Below are 16,318 nucleotides of genomic sequence, written 5' to 3'. Positions count from 1 at the left end.
TTCCGTGTCCCCGACGTGGAAGGGGCGGTGGAGGAACTGCTCGCCCTCGGCGCGGGCCGGCCCGAGTTCCAGCCCGGAGGGAAGGAGTGGGTGGTGCTCACGGACCCCGAAGGGCACCCGTTCTGCCTGGCCGCCGCTGAGTGACCCCGTTCGTCACGAGAGAGGAGAACAGTCATGGCTTCCGTCAGGAAGGACGTCTGGATCAAGGCCAGTGCCAAGGACGTCTGGGAGGTGATCGGCGACTTCGAGGCAGGCCCCAGCCGCATGGCGCCCGGTTTCGTGGTGGACACCCGGGTCGAGGGCGACGCCAGGGTGGTCACCTTCACCGACGGGACGGTGGCGCGGGAACGTCTGGTCAGCCGCGACGACGACGCCCGCCGCATCGTCTACGCGGTGGTCGGAGACACCCTGCACCCGCAGCACGACAACGCCTCCATGCAGGTCATCGCGGACGGCACGGACCGCTGCCGGCTGGTCTGGACGCACGACGTGCTCCCCGACGACCTCGCCGCGCCCATGGAGGCGGCCATGGACCACGGGCTGGCACTCATCGTGCGAACGCTGGAAGACCCGCCCTCACCGGCACAGACGCGATGACAGCCGTCACGGCCGCCACCTTCCGATGAAGGGGCACAACGAGCAGGCCGCCCTGCCGGTACGGCAGGGCGGCCTCGTGTGACGACGATCAGAACCTCTACGTGCCCGCGAGAGACGGTGGCCCTCCTGGTCCATAGACGCAGCGCTGGCACGCCCCGCTCGAAGGCGCTCAGGGCCGCGCCGCCCTCTGGGCACGGGCCCGGCCGTTGATGTCGCCTCAACGGCGGTGGACCGTGGCCGCGACCGTCTAGGTGATGCGTGAGGGCTTCACCCGCCGCCACCTCGTCCGGCCCGCTGCGGCCGACCCATCGACCCCGGCGTGGACGAGCGGATCGTCGACCGGGCGTGCGGGTTGGCGGCTGCGGGCGATACGGCGGGGCGATGCACGCCGCAGCGCCGCAGGTGCTGCAAACGCAGGGCGGAGGGCTCGCGGCTGACGCGAGGGCGGGCGCCGGGCGCTGCCCCGCGGGCGACGGGCGACAGGCCGCCAGGCGCGCGGGCGCCCGGCCCGGGCTCCACCAGGGGGGGGCCGGGGGCGCCCGCGCAGCAGGCGCGGACGCGACGGACCATCCAGCCGCAGCCGTGAAGGGCCGGCGCTGAACCGGGCCGCCACCGGGCCCGGCCCGGGCCGGTGAGCCGGGGCCGGCGTGGTGGGCGTGTCGGCCCGGGTGCCGCCGCGCGACTGGTTGCCGCCCCGTCCACGGCGCCGGGCTGCTGCGGGTACTGGGCAGGCCTGGATGTCGAGGTGCTCCAGGCACTCGCGGCACCCGGGCATCAGCGTGGCCCACACGGTCGGCTGCTGCCGGATGAACCGCCGCCCGGCATCGACGCCTCCGGCCGTCACCCGCGGCAGCGCCTCCGCTACGGACCCCCGGCCTCCGCGCACTCCCGCAGCACTATCACGTGCTGCGCAGCCCTCCCAGGGCAGGCGTGCCAGGCCTTCGGCGAAGTCCCGCTCCGCTTCGCTGGGCACCCATCTGCCCGCCTGGAGGTCCTCCAGCAGCACAGCGGCGTCACGGCGCAGCGCCCGGGCGTAGACGGAGGAGCGGGTCACGCCCTGCCCTAACGACGCACCCCCGCCCCGGGGCACGCCCGGCGCGGCGGCCCCCGTGCCGGGAGGGCGGCGTCTACCCTGGTGGCCTCCGGTCGGCCGGGTTACGGACGGTGACGGCAGTGCCCGGTTCGGCTGCGGCTCCGTGGCACCATCGCTTTCACCATTCCTTGCGGCACGCAGCGCGACGGCCGCCGTTGTTGCTGGTCAGGCCCCGTGGTGAGTGCCCCCGGGGTGCTGACATCCCCCTGTACGCCTCTCGCTGCCCCTGGAAAGTGGTGGGGGAGTGGTGGGCGACGGTACGGCGGGCGGCGTGGCGGGGGATTCCGGGGGCGCTGTGCCGGCCGGCTGGGTGGCCCCGTGCGGGGCCATGGGCGCCCGGCCGGGAAGAGGCCGGGCGCGGCCCGGGGCGGGGGCGCGAAGAGGCGCGGCGGGTGGTGGTGTTCGCGGTTTCGGTGGTGCGGGTGCGGTCGGGCCGGGAGGCTGGTGGTCATGACGAAGACCGGACCGGACCGGCCGTGTGTGCTCCCCGCCGATCCGGCGCGTGGGCGAAGGACGCCGGCTATCTGGCGGATCGGGTGCTGTTCATGCTCGCCTCCGCCGCCGAGGCCGCCGAAGCCGAGGGCGAGGACCGGCTGGTGCTGCCCGCGGTCACCTACCACCAAGCAGGCCACCTGCTGGCCCGCCTGGCCGCCGCTCCGCCCGAAAACCCCACCACCACCGACGGCTGGCTGTACCTGCTCACCCTGCCCGCGTGGGAGATGGAGGCGCTGTGGGAGGTGCTGACCGCGCTGCGCCGGGCCCGTGACGGCGAGCCGGGCACGGAGGAACTGCGAGACCTGGCCGATCACCTGGGCGCGTCGTTCTGCGACCCCGAGCGGTCCCTCGCCGGCATCGGCGACGACCTGCGCCGGGTGGCGGCCGTACTCACCCTCGACACCCCGGCCGTGACCACTCTGGCCACCGCCATGGCCCTGCGCGCGCCGCTGGACGGCGCCGCCCGACAGGCGTACCGCCACATTACGGCGGCGTGGAGGGCCGGGACCGGCCCGGGGAGGCAGGGGCCCGGCCGTCCTGCTGCCCGGCGCGCCGCCTGGGTCGGGGCGGCACCGCGAGCGGGCCCTCACAGGACGGGGACGAGTGGTGCTACGGCGTTACGGGAACGGTGTAGCGCACCCCCTCACGCCTCCCACCAGGCACCGGGTTTTGAGGTGACCGGAGTGGTGGTGCCGGCCGCCGACCCGGTGGCCGGTTCCGGCGCCGCGGCCGTGGACAGGACGTCCACCAGCCGGTTTGCGGCGCGCCTGGTGCGTGATGCGGCTGAGGGCGGCAGGCAAGTGCGGCCCGTTCCAGGGGGCGGGCGAGGCCCTCGGCGAAGTCCGGCTTCCGTCCGGCCCGGCACCTACCTGCCGGCTTGGAGGTCCTCCGGCCGCGCCGCGGTGTCCCGGCGCAGTGCTCGGGCGAGCCCGGTGAGGCGGGTCATGCCCTGCCCAACGACCCATCCGCGCCCCGGGGGCGTGAGGTGCCGAGCCCGTGGTTGGTCGTCGGTGGCCTTGAGGCGGTCGTCACTGTGGCGCGCGGGTGGCGGTTACGCGGACCGCGTGCCGGCCCATGGCCGGTGGTGGGTGCCCTCCGCCTGCGGCTGTGTGCTGTCCACGCCCTGCGCCGTGCGCGGCCGCAGCGGGTTTCGTCCCTGGTGCCGTCCTGCGGGCAGCGGCCTGCTGCGGTGGGTCGGGGCGCTGCCGTCGGGCGGCGTCCGTGGTTGTCTCACATCGGGATCGGTGGCGTGGTCGTTCCGGGATCGGCGGTGTCGCTGTCGGGGTGGTGGGCGAGGGGGATGGTGGTGTTGAGGCGTTTGTTGACGGATTCGCGTTGTGCTGCGAAGCCGGCGCTCAGGCGCAGGACTATCTCCAGGCCGTGCTGGCCGACGCGGCCGGGTTCGGCGGCTCGGGCGATGGGCAGGGCGAGGTTGCTGTCCCACACGGTCACCTCGATCGCGCCCGGGTGGGCCTTGAGGGTCACAGGCACGGTCCGGGGGCGTATTTGCGGGCGTTGGTGACCAGTTCGCTGACCGCCGGCGGCACCACTTCCCTCACCCGGGAAGACACGGCACAGCCGGGCACAGCCTGCATCCGGCTCAGGAAGTCGCGGGCGAGCGCGCGGGCCTGGGCGATCTCCTCACTGCCCTCGTACACCGCGGACACCGTAAGCGGCTCTGGGGCGTGCACCTGCTCGCCAGCCCGGTCCGCGTGTGCTCCACCCCGCCCACCCCACCTCTTGTGTTGTTCGCCCCCGTACCCGGGATCGGTCCCCGCGCCGGGCTCACCGTACCCCGCTGCGCAGGGCCCGATGACCTGTCGCGTCCCTCGCGCCGGCCCTTCAGCCCCCGGGTGTACGCGCGAGGGGCTTGCGCTTGGGTGCCGCCGGGCCGGTGATTCGCCCTGCCGGGGCGGCGGCGCGCTTCCTGGGGTGATGGACGAAGGTGACGCGTTCGGCGGTGACGCCCGCGCACCGGCCCGCGGGGAGGCCGTGCGGGACGCGGGTGATGCCCGGGGCCGGGGCCGCGGCAGTACGCGGCCGCCGCTCGCGGCGGGGACCATGGAGTGGACAGTGCGGGAAGCGGCCCTGCACGCGCGCAGGATCTGGCCGATGGGGCGTGGAGTGGCCTGGAGCGCCGTGAGGCGCGGGAGTTTGCCGGCCCGTCTGGAGGAGGCCGCCCCCGCGGGCGTGCCCGCGCGGGGTGGTGTGGCCGAGCGGTTGGAGCGGTGGCGGGAGGCGGCTGCGGCTGTGTCGGTGGCCGCGGTGACGGCCCGGGGCCGGTTGGCGTTGTTCCTGGGCCGGTGCACCGCGGCCCTCGTGCCGGTGGTGCAGTGGCGGGCGGAGCCGGCGCAGCAGTGGGGTGTGGCCGTGATACCCGATCCGGTGCAGGGCGCAACGCCGAGAGGGCACTGATGCGCCGCGCGACCTGCTGGCCACCGCCTGAGCCTGCCCTCGGCTCGGCACAGCTTTTGATCCCACTCCAGCGAGGCCCGGAGTCACGGAAGGCAGTGCCCGGTGGCGTCCTCGGCGGCACCGAGCGTGAACCGCACCGCCCGCCCTCTCTGCGCGTGTGCGACAGCGTCCTCCTCTATTAGGGAGAGGTCATCGCTATAGTGGAATCATGAGTGACGGCAATGCTCTGTCGAGTGGTTTGTCCATGGCTGAGTTGGGCGCCAGGATCCGGGCCGAGAGACGAGCCCGTGGGATGGCTCTCGAGCGGCTCGCCGAGCTGAGCGGGGTGAGTCGGAGCATGGTGTCTGACGTGGAGCGCGGCGCTAAGACGCCGAGTGTGCTGGTCCTGGACCATCTGGCGACCGCGCTGGGCACCTCGATCGCCCGGCTCCTGGACGAGCCCGTCCGTCCCGGGGTGATGGTCATGCCCCGCGCCCGCCAGTACGTCGTGCGGGACCCCTCCGGCTGGGAACGGCGCATCCTCTCGCCAGTCCTGCCGGGCACGGAGTTCGAGTTCATGTGCACCACCCTGGAGCCCGGCGTTGACGCCGGAGAGTTCTCCCCGCATCCACCGGGATCGCATGAATACGTGGCGGTGGAGACCGGGCGTCTACGCCTCACCGTCGATGGTGTGCCCCACCTTCTGACGGCCGGGGACGCCGCCTACTTTCCCGGCGACCGCCGGCATGCCTTCGCCAACGACACCAACGAGGTATGCGTGTACTACCTGGCGATGACGCTGGGTCGGCCGGCCGACTCCCACCGCCGTTCCATACGTGGAGGGCATGATGAATGACCTGCGCCGATCGGCCCGATCGGCTGCGGACATGGCAGCCGATCACCTGGCTGCCCTACCCGACGGGCCGGTGTGGCAACCGGTGCCCGAGGCGGACCGCTCCTGGCTCTGCCGGCAGCCGCTGCCCGCTGCGGGCCATCCCCTGGAGGACCTGCTCCACGATGTGCGTGACCACGTGCTGCCCTACCCGATGGGCAACGGACATCCCCGGTTCTTCGGCTGGGTCAACTCCCCGCCCTCGCCAGCGGGTGTGCTGGTCGCTCCGCTGGCCGCGGCGATGAACCCGAGTTGTGCCGGAGGAGAACACGCGGGCGTCCTGCTGGAGCGTACCGCCGTCCGGTGGCTGGCAGAGCTGGTGGACTTTCCGCACCAGCCGGGTGCCGGGCTGCTGACCAGCGGCGCCTCCATGGCCACCGTCATCGCACTGGCCACCGCCCGGCAGCGAGCAGCCCGTCAGCAGGGCCAGAATGTACGCGAGACGGGCCTGTATGAGCACCGTCCGCTGACGGTCTACCTGTCGGCCGAGGCGCACAGCTGTCTGCGCAAGGCGGCGGAGCTTCTCGGCCTGGGCAGTCGGTACCTCCGCACGGTTCCGGTCGATGACGCCTTCCGCATGGACACCGGAGCACTGCGCCGCATGATCACAGCGGACGCGCGAGCGGGGGTGCGGCCGTTCTTCGTCGCAGCCAGCGCGGGAACGGTGAACACCGGCACCGTCGACCCCCTGGAAGAAATCGCTGGGGTCGCCCGCGAGCACGGACTGTGGTACCACATCGACGGTGCCTATGGCGCGTTGGGCATCCTTGCTGAAGAAGCTGGACCCGTCTACGCCGGACTGGAACTGGCGGACTCTCTCGCGCTGGACCCGCACAAGTGGCTGGGTGTCCCCGTCGATGCCGGTTGCGTTCTGTTCCGCGATCCGGCCGGGCCGCGCGACACCTTCAGCCTCGTACCGCCCTACCTTCGCGACGACGATGCCGACGAGCTGGGCTGGTTTTCCGAGTACGGCCCAGAACAGACACGACCGTTCCGCGCGCTGCGTGTGTGGGCCACGATCGCACACCTCGGACGCGACGGAATCGTCCATCGGGTGCGGCGAAGCGTCGAACTCGCACGCACCCTCGCCGCCATGATCGAAGCCTCAGACGACTTCGATCTGCTCGCCCCGGCCGTCACCTCGGTCACTGCCTTCCGCTACCGGTCCCCGGCACTCGACACCGGCACGACCGAGGCGTTGAACCAGGTGCTTCCGGCCGCCGTGCAACGCCGAGGGCGCGCCTTCCTCACCGGCACCCGGCTCTCCGGCGAGGCAGCCCTGCGTGCGTGCATTCTCCATCCGGACACCACCGAGGCCGACCTCACCGTCCTGCTGGACGAAATCCGGACCGCAGCGAGGGAGATCACCGCGTGAGCCTCCATCAGTGGAGGCCACATCTTCGCTGCCCTCCCCGTTCATCCGTGAACTCATCGTCTTGGGCATCCAGCGAGGGCCTGAACTCTGGCCGCGCGCGGCGCCCGCCCCGGTCGCCCGCCGGCCACGACGCACGACTACCTGGCGACGACCGACGCACTCGGCGTCGCCGCCACCCTCGCCGCCCGCACGAACACGCTCCGCCCCGGGCCCGCGGCCAGGTCTTCATCCGGGTCGCCGCCCTGAAGATCACCTCAGGCTGGGCCGCCACCGTCGACTCGCGCGTCGCCCGAGATGGCCGGACATGTGCGGTCACCGCGCAGGCCAGGAACGGCAAAGGGCGAACGGCACGGCAGCCGGGACCGTTCAGAAGGCGACCGCATGATCGCCCAGGCGGACCGCGAACCGTCTGCACCGCAGGCCGGTGCGTTCGTACCGGTGAAGGCCGACTGCGAAACCTCACCGTTGCGGGGCCGTCACCTGCTGCCCGGGGAGGTACGGCCCCTGCGGCGGAACACGTTCGGCCTACCAGTGTGCCGATGTAACACATCGCATGCGACAGCCGCGAGTCTGGCCTCGTCCATACCCGGCCATACTCGGCATCTTTACGACCGGAGGTATGTCCATGTTCACGGGTTTTCCCGCTGGCTTGACCACGCCCGCGCTGGTGGTCGATGCTGATGTGCTGGAGCGCAACATCGCGCGGATGGCGGAGGCCGCCCGTGCCGGAGGCTTCGCTCTGCGTCCGCATGCCAAGACCCACAAGTGCCTGGCGATAGCCGACCGCCAGCTCGAGGCCGGCGCCGTCGGCCTTACGGTCGCCACCATCTCCGAGGCCGAGGCGTTCGCCCGCGGCGGGGCCACCGATCTGTTCATCGCCTACCCGCTGTGGGGCGACGACGGCAAGGCCCGGCGGCTGCGACGGCTCGCGGAGACGGTGGCCCTGCGCCTGGCCGCCGATTCCCCGGAGGGCGCTCGGCGCCTGGGGGAGGCGGTGCGGGGCTCTGCCCGGCCGGTCGAGATGCTGGTCGAGATCGACAGTGGGCACCACCGCACCGGTGTCCGCCCCGCCGATGCCGGCAGCGTGGGCAAGGCGGCGGCCGATGGCGGACTGGACGTCGTGGGCGTCTTCACCTTCCCCGGACACGGCTACGGGCACGACGCGCAGGCACGTGAGCGAGCCGCCCGCGATGAGGAGCGGGCGCTCGGCGAGGCCACAGAGGCGCTTTCCGCCGTAGGCCTCCCGGCGCGGGTGGTCAGCGGCGGCTCGACGCCCACTGCCGGCCGATGGCAGCCGGGCATCGTCAGCGAACTTCGGCCCGGCGTGTATGTCTTCAACGACGCCACCCAGCTGGCCCTCGGCTCCTGCACGCGGGACGACCTGGCCCTCGTCGCCGCCGCGACGGTGGTCAGCGTTCCGGCCCAGGACGCTTCGTGCTGGACGTGGGCAGCAAGGTCCTCGGCGCCGACACCACCCCTTGGGTGGCCGGCCACGGATACCTGCCGGACTTCCCCGAGGCGTCGGTCCCGGCGCTTTCCGAGCACCACGCCACGGTCGTCCTCCCGGAAGGCACCGAGGCCCCGACCCTGGGCTCACTCGTTGCCGTCGCCCCGAACCACGTCTGCTCGGCGGTCAATCTGGTGGACGAGCTTGTTCTCACCCAGCAGGGCAGGGTCGTCGACCGCTGGCCGATAGCGGCCCGCGGCGCCAACGCCTGAACCTGCTCCGGCCTGTCCCTCAACGCAGGTATGCACGTCGGGTCCTCATACGTGGCTTCTCGGCAGTTCGACGACAGTCACTTACTGCGATGGGTTCAAGATCATCAGCTTGTGAGGATCTGGGTGACGAGGCAGTAAGGGGGCGGTACCGGTCTCGGTTCAGCCGTCCGCGGTCGGCGCTTGTTCCCTCACACTTGTCGTATCCACTGTCTGCCGTCCTCGCTGGTTCTCGCGACAGCGCCCCGGTTTCCAGGTGCCTCCTTGACCGTTCGCGTTGCGTCAGGGCCGCGCAGTGGCCGCTGGCCGCCGGGCAGGTCGACGTGTTTGGCTGGGCACCTGTGTCTGGGAGCGAAGGTGCAGCGTGCCGATCTCCGCGTGGGCTGCGTTGTCGCGAAAGACGGTCTTGTAGTCGAAGACGACCGCCCGTACCCCATGCTCTGCGCTCACTGTCCCCCCTCTGCGGCCCGGCAAGGGCCGGCACCGGTGGCGAACCTCGACCGCTGCCTGGAGCGCCTGCGCGGGGAGGAGTTCGCCGGCACGTGTGGACGGACCGGCTGACCGTGCCCCAGGCCGCCGAGCGGATCGCCGCGTCGGCGGGCCTCGCGCTGACCCCGGACACCGGCGGCGCACTGCGCGGACACCTGCGGCGGGCGTGGACGGGGGTGCGGCACATCCGCATCGTCTGAACCGGCGGGGCCCCGTCGGGCGCGGATGAGGAATCCTTCATCTTTTGCTCATCCTGGGCCGCGGGTGGCCGCCGCAGGATCGGGGCCATGGCTTTCTCCCACCGCGTGGCGGCCCTGGTCGCGGTCGTCGCGATACCGCTCGGGATAGCGGCGACCAGCTATGCCCTGACCGACCGCGACGAGGCGCCGCGGGGGCCTGGCAGAGTGGAGCTGGACAGCAGCTCTCCCTCGACCGCGCCCGGCAGGCCCGGCCCCGGCGGGTCGGCGCCCACGCCGAGCGACGAGGTCGTGTCCCGGCCGCCGGTGAGCCAGGAACCCCCGGATGGCGATGACGACGACGACAACCCCGCAGGCAGGCCCGGCGACGACGGACCGGGCGACGACGACGGCCCCGGGGACGACGGCTGAGCCGCGGCCGCGGCGGATCTCGGCGCGGGTCCGGATCCTGCTGTGGCTGCTGGTCGTGATGGCGGTCGCGCTCGTCGCGGTCAGCGTGACCACCCGCTCTCTGCTGCTGCGCGACATCGACGAGCGCATCGACCGGCTGCTCGCCCAGGAGACCGTCGAGTTCGCCCAGTTCGAGCAGCGGGGCGTCGACCCGGCCACGGGGCGCGGGTTCGACGACCCGCGGCGGCTGCTGGCCGTGTTCCTCGAACGGCAGTACGCCGACCCGGACGAGGAGCTGATCGGCCTGGTGGGCCGGCCCGGCGCCGCGCCGGCCCAGATCACCCAGCCCCGCACGGTGCCCGTGCGGCTGCCCCTGCACCGGGACGCCGACGCCCGCGCGCGGATCTTCGCCTCCCCCGCCGCCACCGGCACCCTGCGCAGGCCGGCCGGCGAGGTCCGCTGGGCGAAGGTCGCCGTCGCCCGGCGCGGCGGCGAGCCCACCGCCGCCCTCGTCGTGGCCTTCCATCCGCAGCGCGAGCGCGCCCTGGCGGACGACGTGTACGAGATCATGCTCGCCATGTCGGGGGTGGCGCTGGTGCTGACGGTGGGCATCGGCTGGGTCGTGGCGGGCCGCATCCTCGCCCCGGTGCGGCTGGTGCGCACCACCGCCGCCGCGCTCACCGAACGCGACCTGACCCGGCGCATCCCGGTGAGCGGCAACGACGACATCGCCGCGCTCGCCGAGACCTTCAACGCCATGCTGGACCGCCTGGAGCGCGCCTTCGCCGCGCAGCGCGAGTTCGTCGACGACGCGGGGCACGAGCTGCGCACCCCGATCACCATCGTGCGCGGCCACCTGGAGGTGATGGGCGACGATCCCGCGGAGCGGGAGGAGACGATGCGCCTGGTCAGCGACGAGCTGGACCGGATGAGCCGGATCGTGGAGGACCTGCTGCTGCTCACCAAGGCCGAGCGCCCCGACTTCGTCAGGACCGGGCCGGTGCAGCTCGCCGAGCTGACGGCGGACATCTTCGTCAAGGCGCGGGCGCTGGGCGCGCGGGACTGGCTGCTGGCCGGGGTGGCCGACCGGGAGGTGGCGCTCGACGCGCAGCGCGTCACGCAGGCCATGGTGCAGCTGGCGCAGAACGCGGTGCAGCACACCGCGCCGGGGCAGCGGATCGCGATCGGCTCGCGGGCCGCGGGCGCGTCCGTGGAGCTGTTCGTGGCCGACAGCGGGCCCGGGGTGCAGGAGGAGGACGCCGAGGTGATCTTCGAGCGGTTCCGGCGCGGTACCGCGCGGCGCGGGGGGCGCGGCAGCGGCGCCGGTCTCGGGCTCGCCATCGTCAGGGCGATCGCCGAGGGGCACCCGGGCGGCCGGGTGGAAGTGCGCCCCACCGAGGGCGGCGGCGCCACGTTCGTACTGGTGGTCGAGGACGGGAGCGGGGAAGTCCAGTGAACCGGATACTGATCGCGGAGGACGAGCAGCGCATCGCCTCCTTCGTGGAGAAGGGGCTGCGGGCCAACGGCTTCACCACGACCGTGGCCCCCGACGGGGACGCGGCGTTCGAGTACGCCCTCACCGGGGGGTTCGACCTGGTGGTGCTCGACATAGGGCTGCCGGGGCGGGACGGGTTCACCGTGCTGCGGCAGCTGCGGGAGGCCCGGGTGACGGTACCGGTGATCGTGCTGACCGCGCGGGACTCGGTGCGGGACACCGTGGCGGGCCTGGAGGGCGGGGCGGACGACTGGATGACCAAGCCGTTCCGGTTCGAGGAGCTGCTGGCCCGGATACGGCTGCGGCTGCGCACGGCGGCGCGGGCCCCGGAGGTGACGGTGCTGCGCAGCGGCGGGCTGAGCCTGGACCTGCGCACCCGCAGGGCGCGGGCGGGCGACCGCACCGTGGACCTGACCGCCCGGGAGTTCGTGCTGCTCGAACTGTTCCTGCGGCACCCGGGGCAGGTGCTGTCCCGGGAGCAGATCCTGTCGCACGTGTGGGGCTACGACTTCGACCCCGGCTCCAACATCGTGGACGTGTACATCCGGACGCTGCGCCGGAAGCTGGGCGCCGAGCGGGTGGAGACGGTGCGGGGCATGGGGTACCGGCTGCCGGTGGACGAGGACCGGTGAGCGGGCGGGCCCGCGCGGCCCGCTCCTCGGTGAGGTTTCTTTCATGTCAGGCTCATTCGCCGCTCACGGCGGGCCGGAAGAGTCCTGGTCATGACCGTACGCCTGACCGTCACCGCCTGCGCGGCCCTGAGCCTGTGCGCCTGGCTGCTGACCGCCGGGAACCTCTCCGGCCTCGGCGGTGACGCCCGGATCACCCTGGTCGTGTTCGTGCTCGCGGTGGGCGCGTGGATCGGCACCCCGATCGACGACACCTACGTGGCGCTCGGCGCCGGTCTCGCGCTCGCCGTGACCGGGGTGATCAGCAGCGAGACGCTGTTCTCCACGCTGGGCGACGCGACGGTCTGGCTGCTGATCTGCGCCTTCGTGCTCGCCGCCGCGGTGACGCGCACCGGGCTCGCCGGACGGGCCGCGGTCTGGCTGGTCGGCGGGGCCCGCAGCGTGCGGCAGCTCGTTCACCTCACCACGGCGGCGCTGGTGGTCACGGCCTTCGCGGTGCCCGCCACGTCGGGGCGGGCGGCGCTGGCGCTGCCGGTCTTCCTGGCGCTCGCCCACGCGCTGGCCGAGAACAAGCGGCTGGTCGTGATGTTCGCCCTGCTGTTCCCGACCGTGATCCTGCTGTCCGCGGTGGCGACCCTGATCGGCGCGGGCGCGCACCTGATCACCGTCTCCGTCCTGTGGGAGTCGGTGGGCGAGCACGTGGACTTCACCCGGTGGCTGGTGCTCGGGCTGCCGCCGGCCGTGGTCTGCTCCCACGTCGCCGCGGAGGTGGTGCTGCTGCTCACCACGCGGCGGGCGGACCGGCGCGGCCCGGTGCGCATCACCCCCGAGCAGATCGCGGAGCACAGCAGCCGGCCGGTCACCGGTCCCCTGTCCCCGGCCGAGGCGCGCTGCGCCCTGCTGCTGGCGACGGTCGTGGTGCTGTGGTGCGCCGAGCCGCTGCACGGGGTGGAGCCCGCCTTGGTCGCGCTGATCGGCGCGGTGGTGGCGACGTCCCCGGCGCTGGGCACCGTGCGGCTGAAGGAGGCGCTGGGGACGGTGCCCTGGTCGCTGCTGCTGTTCATGGCGGCGACGATGGCGATGGGGGTGGCGCTCGCGGAGTCGGGCGCGGCGCGGTGGCTGGTGGGCGGGATGCCGCTGGACGTCCCGCCGGTGCTGTTCCTCGCCGTCGTGGTCGGCGTCAGCACGGCCGCGCACCTGGTGCTCCAGTCCCGTTCGGCGCGGTCCAGCGTGCTGGTGCCGCTGGTGGTGGCCGCCGCCGCGGGCGCCGGGGTGAACCCGGTCTCCGCCGCGCTGGCCTCGACCGCGGCGGCCGGGTTCTGCCAGACCCTGCCCGCGTCGGCGAAGCCCGTCGCGCTCTTCGCCGAGGTGCCGGGCGTGGCCACGTACACCCCGCGCGACCTGCTGAAGGTCTCCGCCGTGCTGGCCCCGGTGACCGCTGTCCTGATCCTGCTGTTCGCGGTGGCGGTGTGGCCGCTGCTCGGCGTCCCCGTCACCTGACGGCCGCCCCGGCCCCCCGCTGCCCTCTCGACCCGTCGGAGGATGTTCTGTGCTGACCCGTGTGTGCGTCGCCCCGAGCGGCTTCAAGGAGTCCCTGTCCGCGCCGGCCGCGGCCGCTGCCATCGCCGCCGGGGTGCGCCGCGTCCTGCCGGGCGCCGTGATCGACGAGATACCGGTGGTCGACGGGGGTGAGGGCACGGCCGCGGCGCTGGCCGCCGCCACCGGCGGGCGGCTGGTCGGGCTGCCGGCGACCGGCCCCGTCGGCGAGCCGGTGCCCACCCACTTCGCGCTGCTCGGCCCCGGCGGGCCGGACGGCTCCGGCGGGGTGTGGCGGCGGGACGGCGGCCCGGGCACCGCCGTCGTGGAGATGGCCGCCGTGGCCGGGCTCGCGCTCGTGCCGCACGGCAGGCGCGACCCGGGGGCGACGACGACGCACGGGGTGGGGGAGCTGATCCGGGCCGCCCTCGACGCGGGGGCGCGGCGCGTCCTCGTCGGCTGCGGCGACTCCGGCACGTCCGACGGCGGAGCGGGGGCGCTGCGGGCGCTCGGGGCGCGGCTGCTGGACGCGCGCGGACGGGAGCTGCCGCCCGGCGGACGGGCGCTGCTCGCTCTCGACCGCGTCGACGCCTCCGGCCTCGACCCGCGGCTCGCCGGGACCGAGATCCTGGTGGCCTGCAACCCGTACAACGTGCTGTGCGGCCCGCGCGGGGTGGCCCGCGTCTTCGGCCCGCAGAAGGGCGCCACCCCCGGGCAGGTCGAGGAGCTGTCACGGGCCCTGGAGCGGTGGGCGCGGGTCCTGGAGCGCGACCTGCCGTGCGCCACCGACCTGCGGGGCGGACCCGGCACGGGTGCGTCCGGCGGACTCGGGGCGGGGCTCGCCGCGCTCGGCGCCCGGCTGCTGCCCCGCTTCGAGGTGCTGCTCGACCACCTCGACCTGGACGCCCGGCTGGCCTGCGCCGACCTGGTGGTGACCGCCGAGGGCGCCCTGGACCGCCAGACGCCGCGCGGCAAGGTCCCCGCCGAGGTGGCCCGCCGCGCCAAGCTGCACGGCCGCCCGGTGCTGGCCCTCGCGGGCACCATCGGCGAGGGCGCCGTGCGGGTGCGGGCCGCGGGCGTGGACGCGTACAGCGCGATCCTGCCCGCGCCGGTCACCCTGCCCGAGGCGCTCAGCCGCGGCACCGAGTTCCTCACCGACGCGACGGAGCGGGCCCTGCGGATGATCCTGCTGGGCACGCGCCTCGCGGCGGAGCGCAGCGGCACCGTCAGCGGCGGACCGGTGCGGTGACCGGGCGGCCACGGCCACCGCCGCCGCCTCGCGGCCTGCCCCACCCTGGCGAGCCGATGCGGTCACAGCTCCCGCCGAGCCCAGTGGAGTGATCCGGTAAGGCGCCACCCGCCTCGAGTCGGCTATGTCCGCCAAGCGGCGAGCTGCTGCACCGCAGTGGTGCCCCGCCGTGCTGCCTTGTGCGTCCGCCGGGCCGGTGCTCAGGTGGTCGCGCGCCCGGTGCTCCACGCCCTGCCCGGCCGCTTCACCCTGGTGAGGCCCTCCTTGACGGCGGCTGCTAGCTGGTCGGATCAGTCCCAGAACCGGCCCGCGAACACCGGGTACGGGTCGTACGGTGTGCGCAGATAGAACTCGGCTTTGCCGTTGTCGCCGTCGACGAACGCGCTGATACCCCTGGCGGTCAGGCACTCGGTGGTGGGCAGGGTTGCGCTGGTGACGTAGTCGTCGGCGTTGCTCTCGTCCCACTCGTACAGGCTGTAGGTCATCTGGGTGGGCGGGGGAGAACCGACATGCGCCAGACAGGCCTTGAAGTCGCCGCCGGAGGACTGCGCGACATGTGTGGTGTACACGCCGCCGTTGGCGTAGAAATCCTTCGTTCCCAGGAAGTCCCATTCACCGCCGTCCGCCGACGCCGGTGAGGCGGACAGGAAGGGCAGGGTCAGCAGGCACAGCACCGCTCCGAGCAGTGCTGTGCGCTGTCGAGCAGCGGACAGTTTCATGATCACCATTTTTCGTGGGCTGATTCCTTGCTCTTCAACGCTCTCAGTCCTCGGCTGGTGTGTCCTTGTGCGCTCGTGCACGGCTATTGACGATCCCTGCCGTGTCGCGTCTGGTGCGGCTGCGTCGCTCACAGCGCGGGGTGTCCCACGCGTCGGCGCAGAAGCATGTCCGCGCATTCCTCGTCGTGCGTCTGCGAAGTCCTGTGCGGAGTCTCTTGCGAGGTCCCTTGCCGTCGAGCTTGACCCGGGCCGCGCGGGCCACGGGAAGCTGAAGTTCGTCCGCCTCGGCTGCCAGGGACTGGAGCCGGGTGAGGATCCGGTGCCATCGCCGGAACAGGTCGCAAATCCGTCCCCACGACCCGTGCTCGATGGGCACGTCCCGCCACAGCACACCGATCCGGACCCGGAATCGTACGCCGTCAATCACCGGCCTCCGAGGCCAGACAGGCGGCCGCCCCACCCTCGCTCCCTTCGGCAACAGCGGCGCAACACCACCCCCACTGCTCCTCCGTGAGATCTCCCCGACCCATGAACCGTGATCATTCACAGCCCGAGATTCACTTTCGACACACGACCCAGAGCGTGTTGCAGAAGGCTGTGAGCGGGCAGGTCAAGCTTGTGGTTCGGCCGATCATGCGGCGAGGGCGAGGTTGTGCAGGTGGGCGACGGCCTGGACGGCGTGGTGGAGACCGTCACCGCGCTGTCGGCAGTCGCGCGGGATCTTGTGGTTCTTCATCCGATCTTCGAGCCCTGCTTGCCCCGATCCACAGGAGCCGGGCCGGTCGGCTTCCCCTCTTGACAACTTCCACAGCTCGTCCGCGGTACCAGCCGTCCCACGATCGACACGGCCGCAGAACCACGACTCGGCAGGAGCGGGGACTTCGTCTATAGGAGGGGAACGAGGCCACCTCGAGCCACGTCCTGGAGTGCCTGAATCGGATGGGCCCTGCCGCAGTAGCGGCCCTGCCACGTATACACGCGGAGCTTGCCCTCCTGCGGCGCGGCGGGCGGTTCTCGAGCATCGAGGTGATGAGGAATTGCAGCGCGCCGCC

At 73.1% G+C, this 16,318-nt stretch carries 15 protein-coding genes and 2 pseudogenes; 12 read left to right on the top strand and 5 right to left on the bottom strand.

What is annotated here, in order from left to right; all coding sequences use genetic code 11:
- Together ACYVO2_RS36245 and ACYVO2_RS36240 are read left to right on the top strand one after the other, a co-directional pair.
- On the top strand, positions 1-144 hold a 144-nt coding region (locus ACYVO2_RS36245), incomplete at its 5' end, for a VOC family protein (protein WP_461012378.1).
- A 30-nt stretch (positions 145-174) separates the two neighbouring features.
- The gene (locus tag ACYVO2_RS36240; RefSeq protein WP_461012376.1) at positions 175-597 is read left to right on the top strand and encodes an SRPBCC family protein; all 423 of its coding nucleotides are present in this window, start codon (positions 175-177) and stop codon (positions 595-597) included.
- Between the two features lie 2,818 nt (positions 598-3,415).
- On the opposite strand, the gene ACYVO2_RS36235 is transcribed toward ACYVO2_RS36240, so the two are convergent.
- The gene (locus tag ACYVO2_RS36235) at positions 3,416-3,676 is read right to left on the bottom strand and encodes an ATP-binding protein (RefSeq protein ID WP_461012375.1); all 261 of its coding nucleotides are present in this window, start codon (positions 3,674-3,676) and stop codon (positions 3,416-3,418) included.
- Complete coding sequence (locus tag ACYVO2_RS36230; RefSeq protein ID WP_461012374.1) at positions 3,667-3,843, bottom strand: hypothetical protein; 177 nt, start codon at positions 3,841-3,843, stop codon at positions 3,667-3,669. The genes ACYVO2_RS36235 and ACYVO2_RS36230 overlap by 10 nt, the downstream gene beginning before the upstream one ends.
- A gap of 965 nt (positions 3,844-4,808) precedes the next feature.
- On the opposite strand from ACYVO2_RS36230, the gene ACYVO2_RS36225 reads away from it, so the two are divergent.
- From ACYVO2_RS36225 to ACYVO2_RS36180, 10 genes and pseudogenes are all read left to right on the top strand, one after another.
- Positions 4,809-5,435 carry a helix-turn-helix domain-containing protein gene (locus ACYVO2_RS36225; protein WP_461012373.1) on the top strand — a complete coding sequence of 209 codons (627 nt, stop codon included), beginning with the start codon at positions 4,809-4,811 and terminating at the stop codon, positions 5,433-5,435.
- Positions 5,425-6,846, top strand: a complete 1,422-nt coding sequence (locus ACYVO2_RS36220) for a pyridoxal phosphate-dependent decarboxylase family protein (protein ID WP_461012372.1) — start codon at positions 5,425-5,427, stop codon at positions 6,844-6,846. Before ACYVO2_RS36225 ends, ACYVO2_RS36220 begins: the two co-directional genes overlap by 11 nt.
- 553 nt (positions 6,847-7,399) lie before the next feature.
- Positions 7,400-8,122 (top strand): annotated as a pseudogene (locus ACYVO2_RS36215) (alanine racemase); the annotation flags it as partial.
- 11 nt (positions 8,123-8,133) lie between these two features.
- On the top strand, positions 8,134-8,565 hold the full coding sequence (locus ACYVO2_RS36210) for a hypothetical protein (RefSeq protein WP_461012377.1): 432 nt from the start codon (positions 8,134-8,136) through the stop codon (positions 8,563-8,565).
- Positions 8,566-9,104: 539 nt separating this feature from the next.
- On the top strand, positions 9,105-9,251 hold the full coding sequence (locus ACYVO2_RS36205) for a hypothetical protein (RefSeq protein ID WP_461012371.1): 147 nt from the start codon (positions 9,105-9,107) through the stop codon (positions 9,249-9,251).
- 87 nt (positions 9,252-9,338) lie between these two features.
- Positions 9,339-9,659 carry a small secreted hydrophilic protein gene (locus ACYVO2_RS36200; RefSeq protein WP_461012370.1) on the top strand — a complete coding sequence of 107 codons (321 nt, stop codon included), beginning with the start codon at positions 9,339-9,341 and terminating at the stop codon, positions 9,657-9,659.
- On the top strand, positions 9,580-11,094 hold the full coding sequence (locus ACYVO2_RS36195; protein ID WP_461012369.1) for a sensor histidine kinase: 1,515 nt from the start codon (positions 9,580-9,582) through the stop codon (positions 11,092-11,094). Before ACYVO2_RS36200 ends, ACYVO2_RS36195 begins: the two co-directional genes overlap by 80 nt.
- A complete protein-coding gene (locus ACYVO2_RS36190) occupies positions 11,091-11,765 on the top strand; it encodes a response regulator transcription factor (protein ID WP_461012368.1) in 675 nt (224 codons plus the stop codon). The genes ACYVO2_RS36195 and ACYVO2_RS36190 overlap by 4 nt, the downstream gene beginning before the upstream one ends.
- 90 nt (positions 11,766-11,855) lie before the next feature.
- A complete protein-coding gene (locus ACYVO2_RS36185; protein ID WP_461012367.1) occupies positions 11,856-13,262 on the top strand; it encodes an SLC13 family permease in 1,407 nt (468 codons plus the stop codon).
- A gap of 49 nt (positions 13,263-13,311) precedes the next feature.
- The gene (locus tag ACYVO2_RS36180; RefSeq protein WP_461012366.1) at positions 13,312-14,547 is read left to right on the top strand and encodes a glycerate kinase family protein; all 1,236 of its coding nucleotides are present in this window, start codon (positions 13,312-13,314) and stop codon (positions 14,545-14,547) included.
- A 290-nt stretch (positions 14,548-14,837) separates the two neighbouring features.
- On the opposite strand, the gene ACYVO2_RS36175 is transcribed toward ACYVO2_RS36180, so the two are convergent.
- From ACYVO2_RS36175 to ACYVO2_RS36165, 3 genes and pseudogenes are all read right to left on the bottom strand, one after another.
- The gene (locus ACYVO2_RS36175) at positions 14,838-15,266 is read right to left on the bottom strand and encodes a hypothetical protein (protein ID WP_461012365.1); all 429 of its coding nucleotides are present in this window, start codon (positions 15,264-15,266) and stop codon (positions 14,838-14,840) included.
- A 43-nt stretch (positions 15,267-15,309) separates the two neighbouring features.
- Positions 15,310-15,726, bottom strand: coding sequence for a transposase (locus ACYVO2_RS36170; protein WP_461012364.1), 417 nt, complete (start codon positions 15,724-15,726; stop codon positions 15,310-15,312).
- 171 nt (positions 15,727-15,897) lie between these two features.
- Positions 15,898-16,005, bottom strand: a pseudogene (locus ACYVO2_RS36165) (IS5/IS1182 family transposase); the annotation flags it as partial.
- Positions 16,006-16,318: the final 313 nt, after the last annotated feature.

It is taken from the genome of Streptomyces capparidis (assembly GCF_054782095.1).
This window is presented reverse-complemented; position numbering and strand designations above follow the sequence as displayed.

Coding starts and splice junctions, on each gene's coding strand:
- ACYVO2_RS36210 (WP_461012377.1), top strand. CDS start 8,134: ATGGCAGCCGGGCATCGTCAGCGAACTTCGGCCCGGCGTGTATGTCTT.
- ACYVO2_RS36195 (WP_461012369.1), top strand. CDS start 9,580: ATGACGACGACGACAACCCCGCAGGCAGGCCCGGCGACGACGGACCGG.
- ACYVO2_RS36185 (WP_461012367.1), top strand. CDS start 11,856: ATGACCGTACGCCTGACCGTCACCGCCTGCGCGGCCCTGAGCCTGTGC.
- ACYVO2_RS36220 (WP_461012372.1), top strand. CDS start 5,425: ATGATGAATGACCTGCGCCGATCGGCCCGATCGGCTGCGGACATGGCA.
- ACYVO2_RS36175 (WP_461012365.1), bottom strand. CDS start 15,266: ATGAAACTGTCCGCTGCTCGACAGCGCACAGCACTGCTCGGAGCGGTG.
- ACYVO2_RS36240 (WP_461012376.1), top strand. CDS start 175: ATGGCTTCCGTCAGGAAGGACGTCTGGATCAAGGCCAGTGCCAAGGAC.
- ACYVO2_RS36225 (WP_461012373.1), top strand. CDS start 4,809: ATGAGTGACGGCAATGCTCTGTCGAGTGGTTTGTCCATGGCTGAGTTG.
- ACYVO2_RS36200 (WP_461012370.1), top strand. CDS start 9,339: ATGGCTTTCTCCCACCGCGTGGCGGCCCTGGTCGCGGTCGTCGCGATA.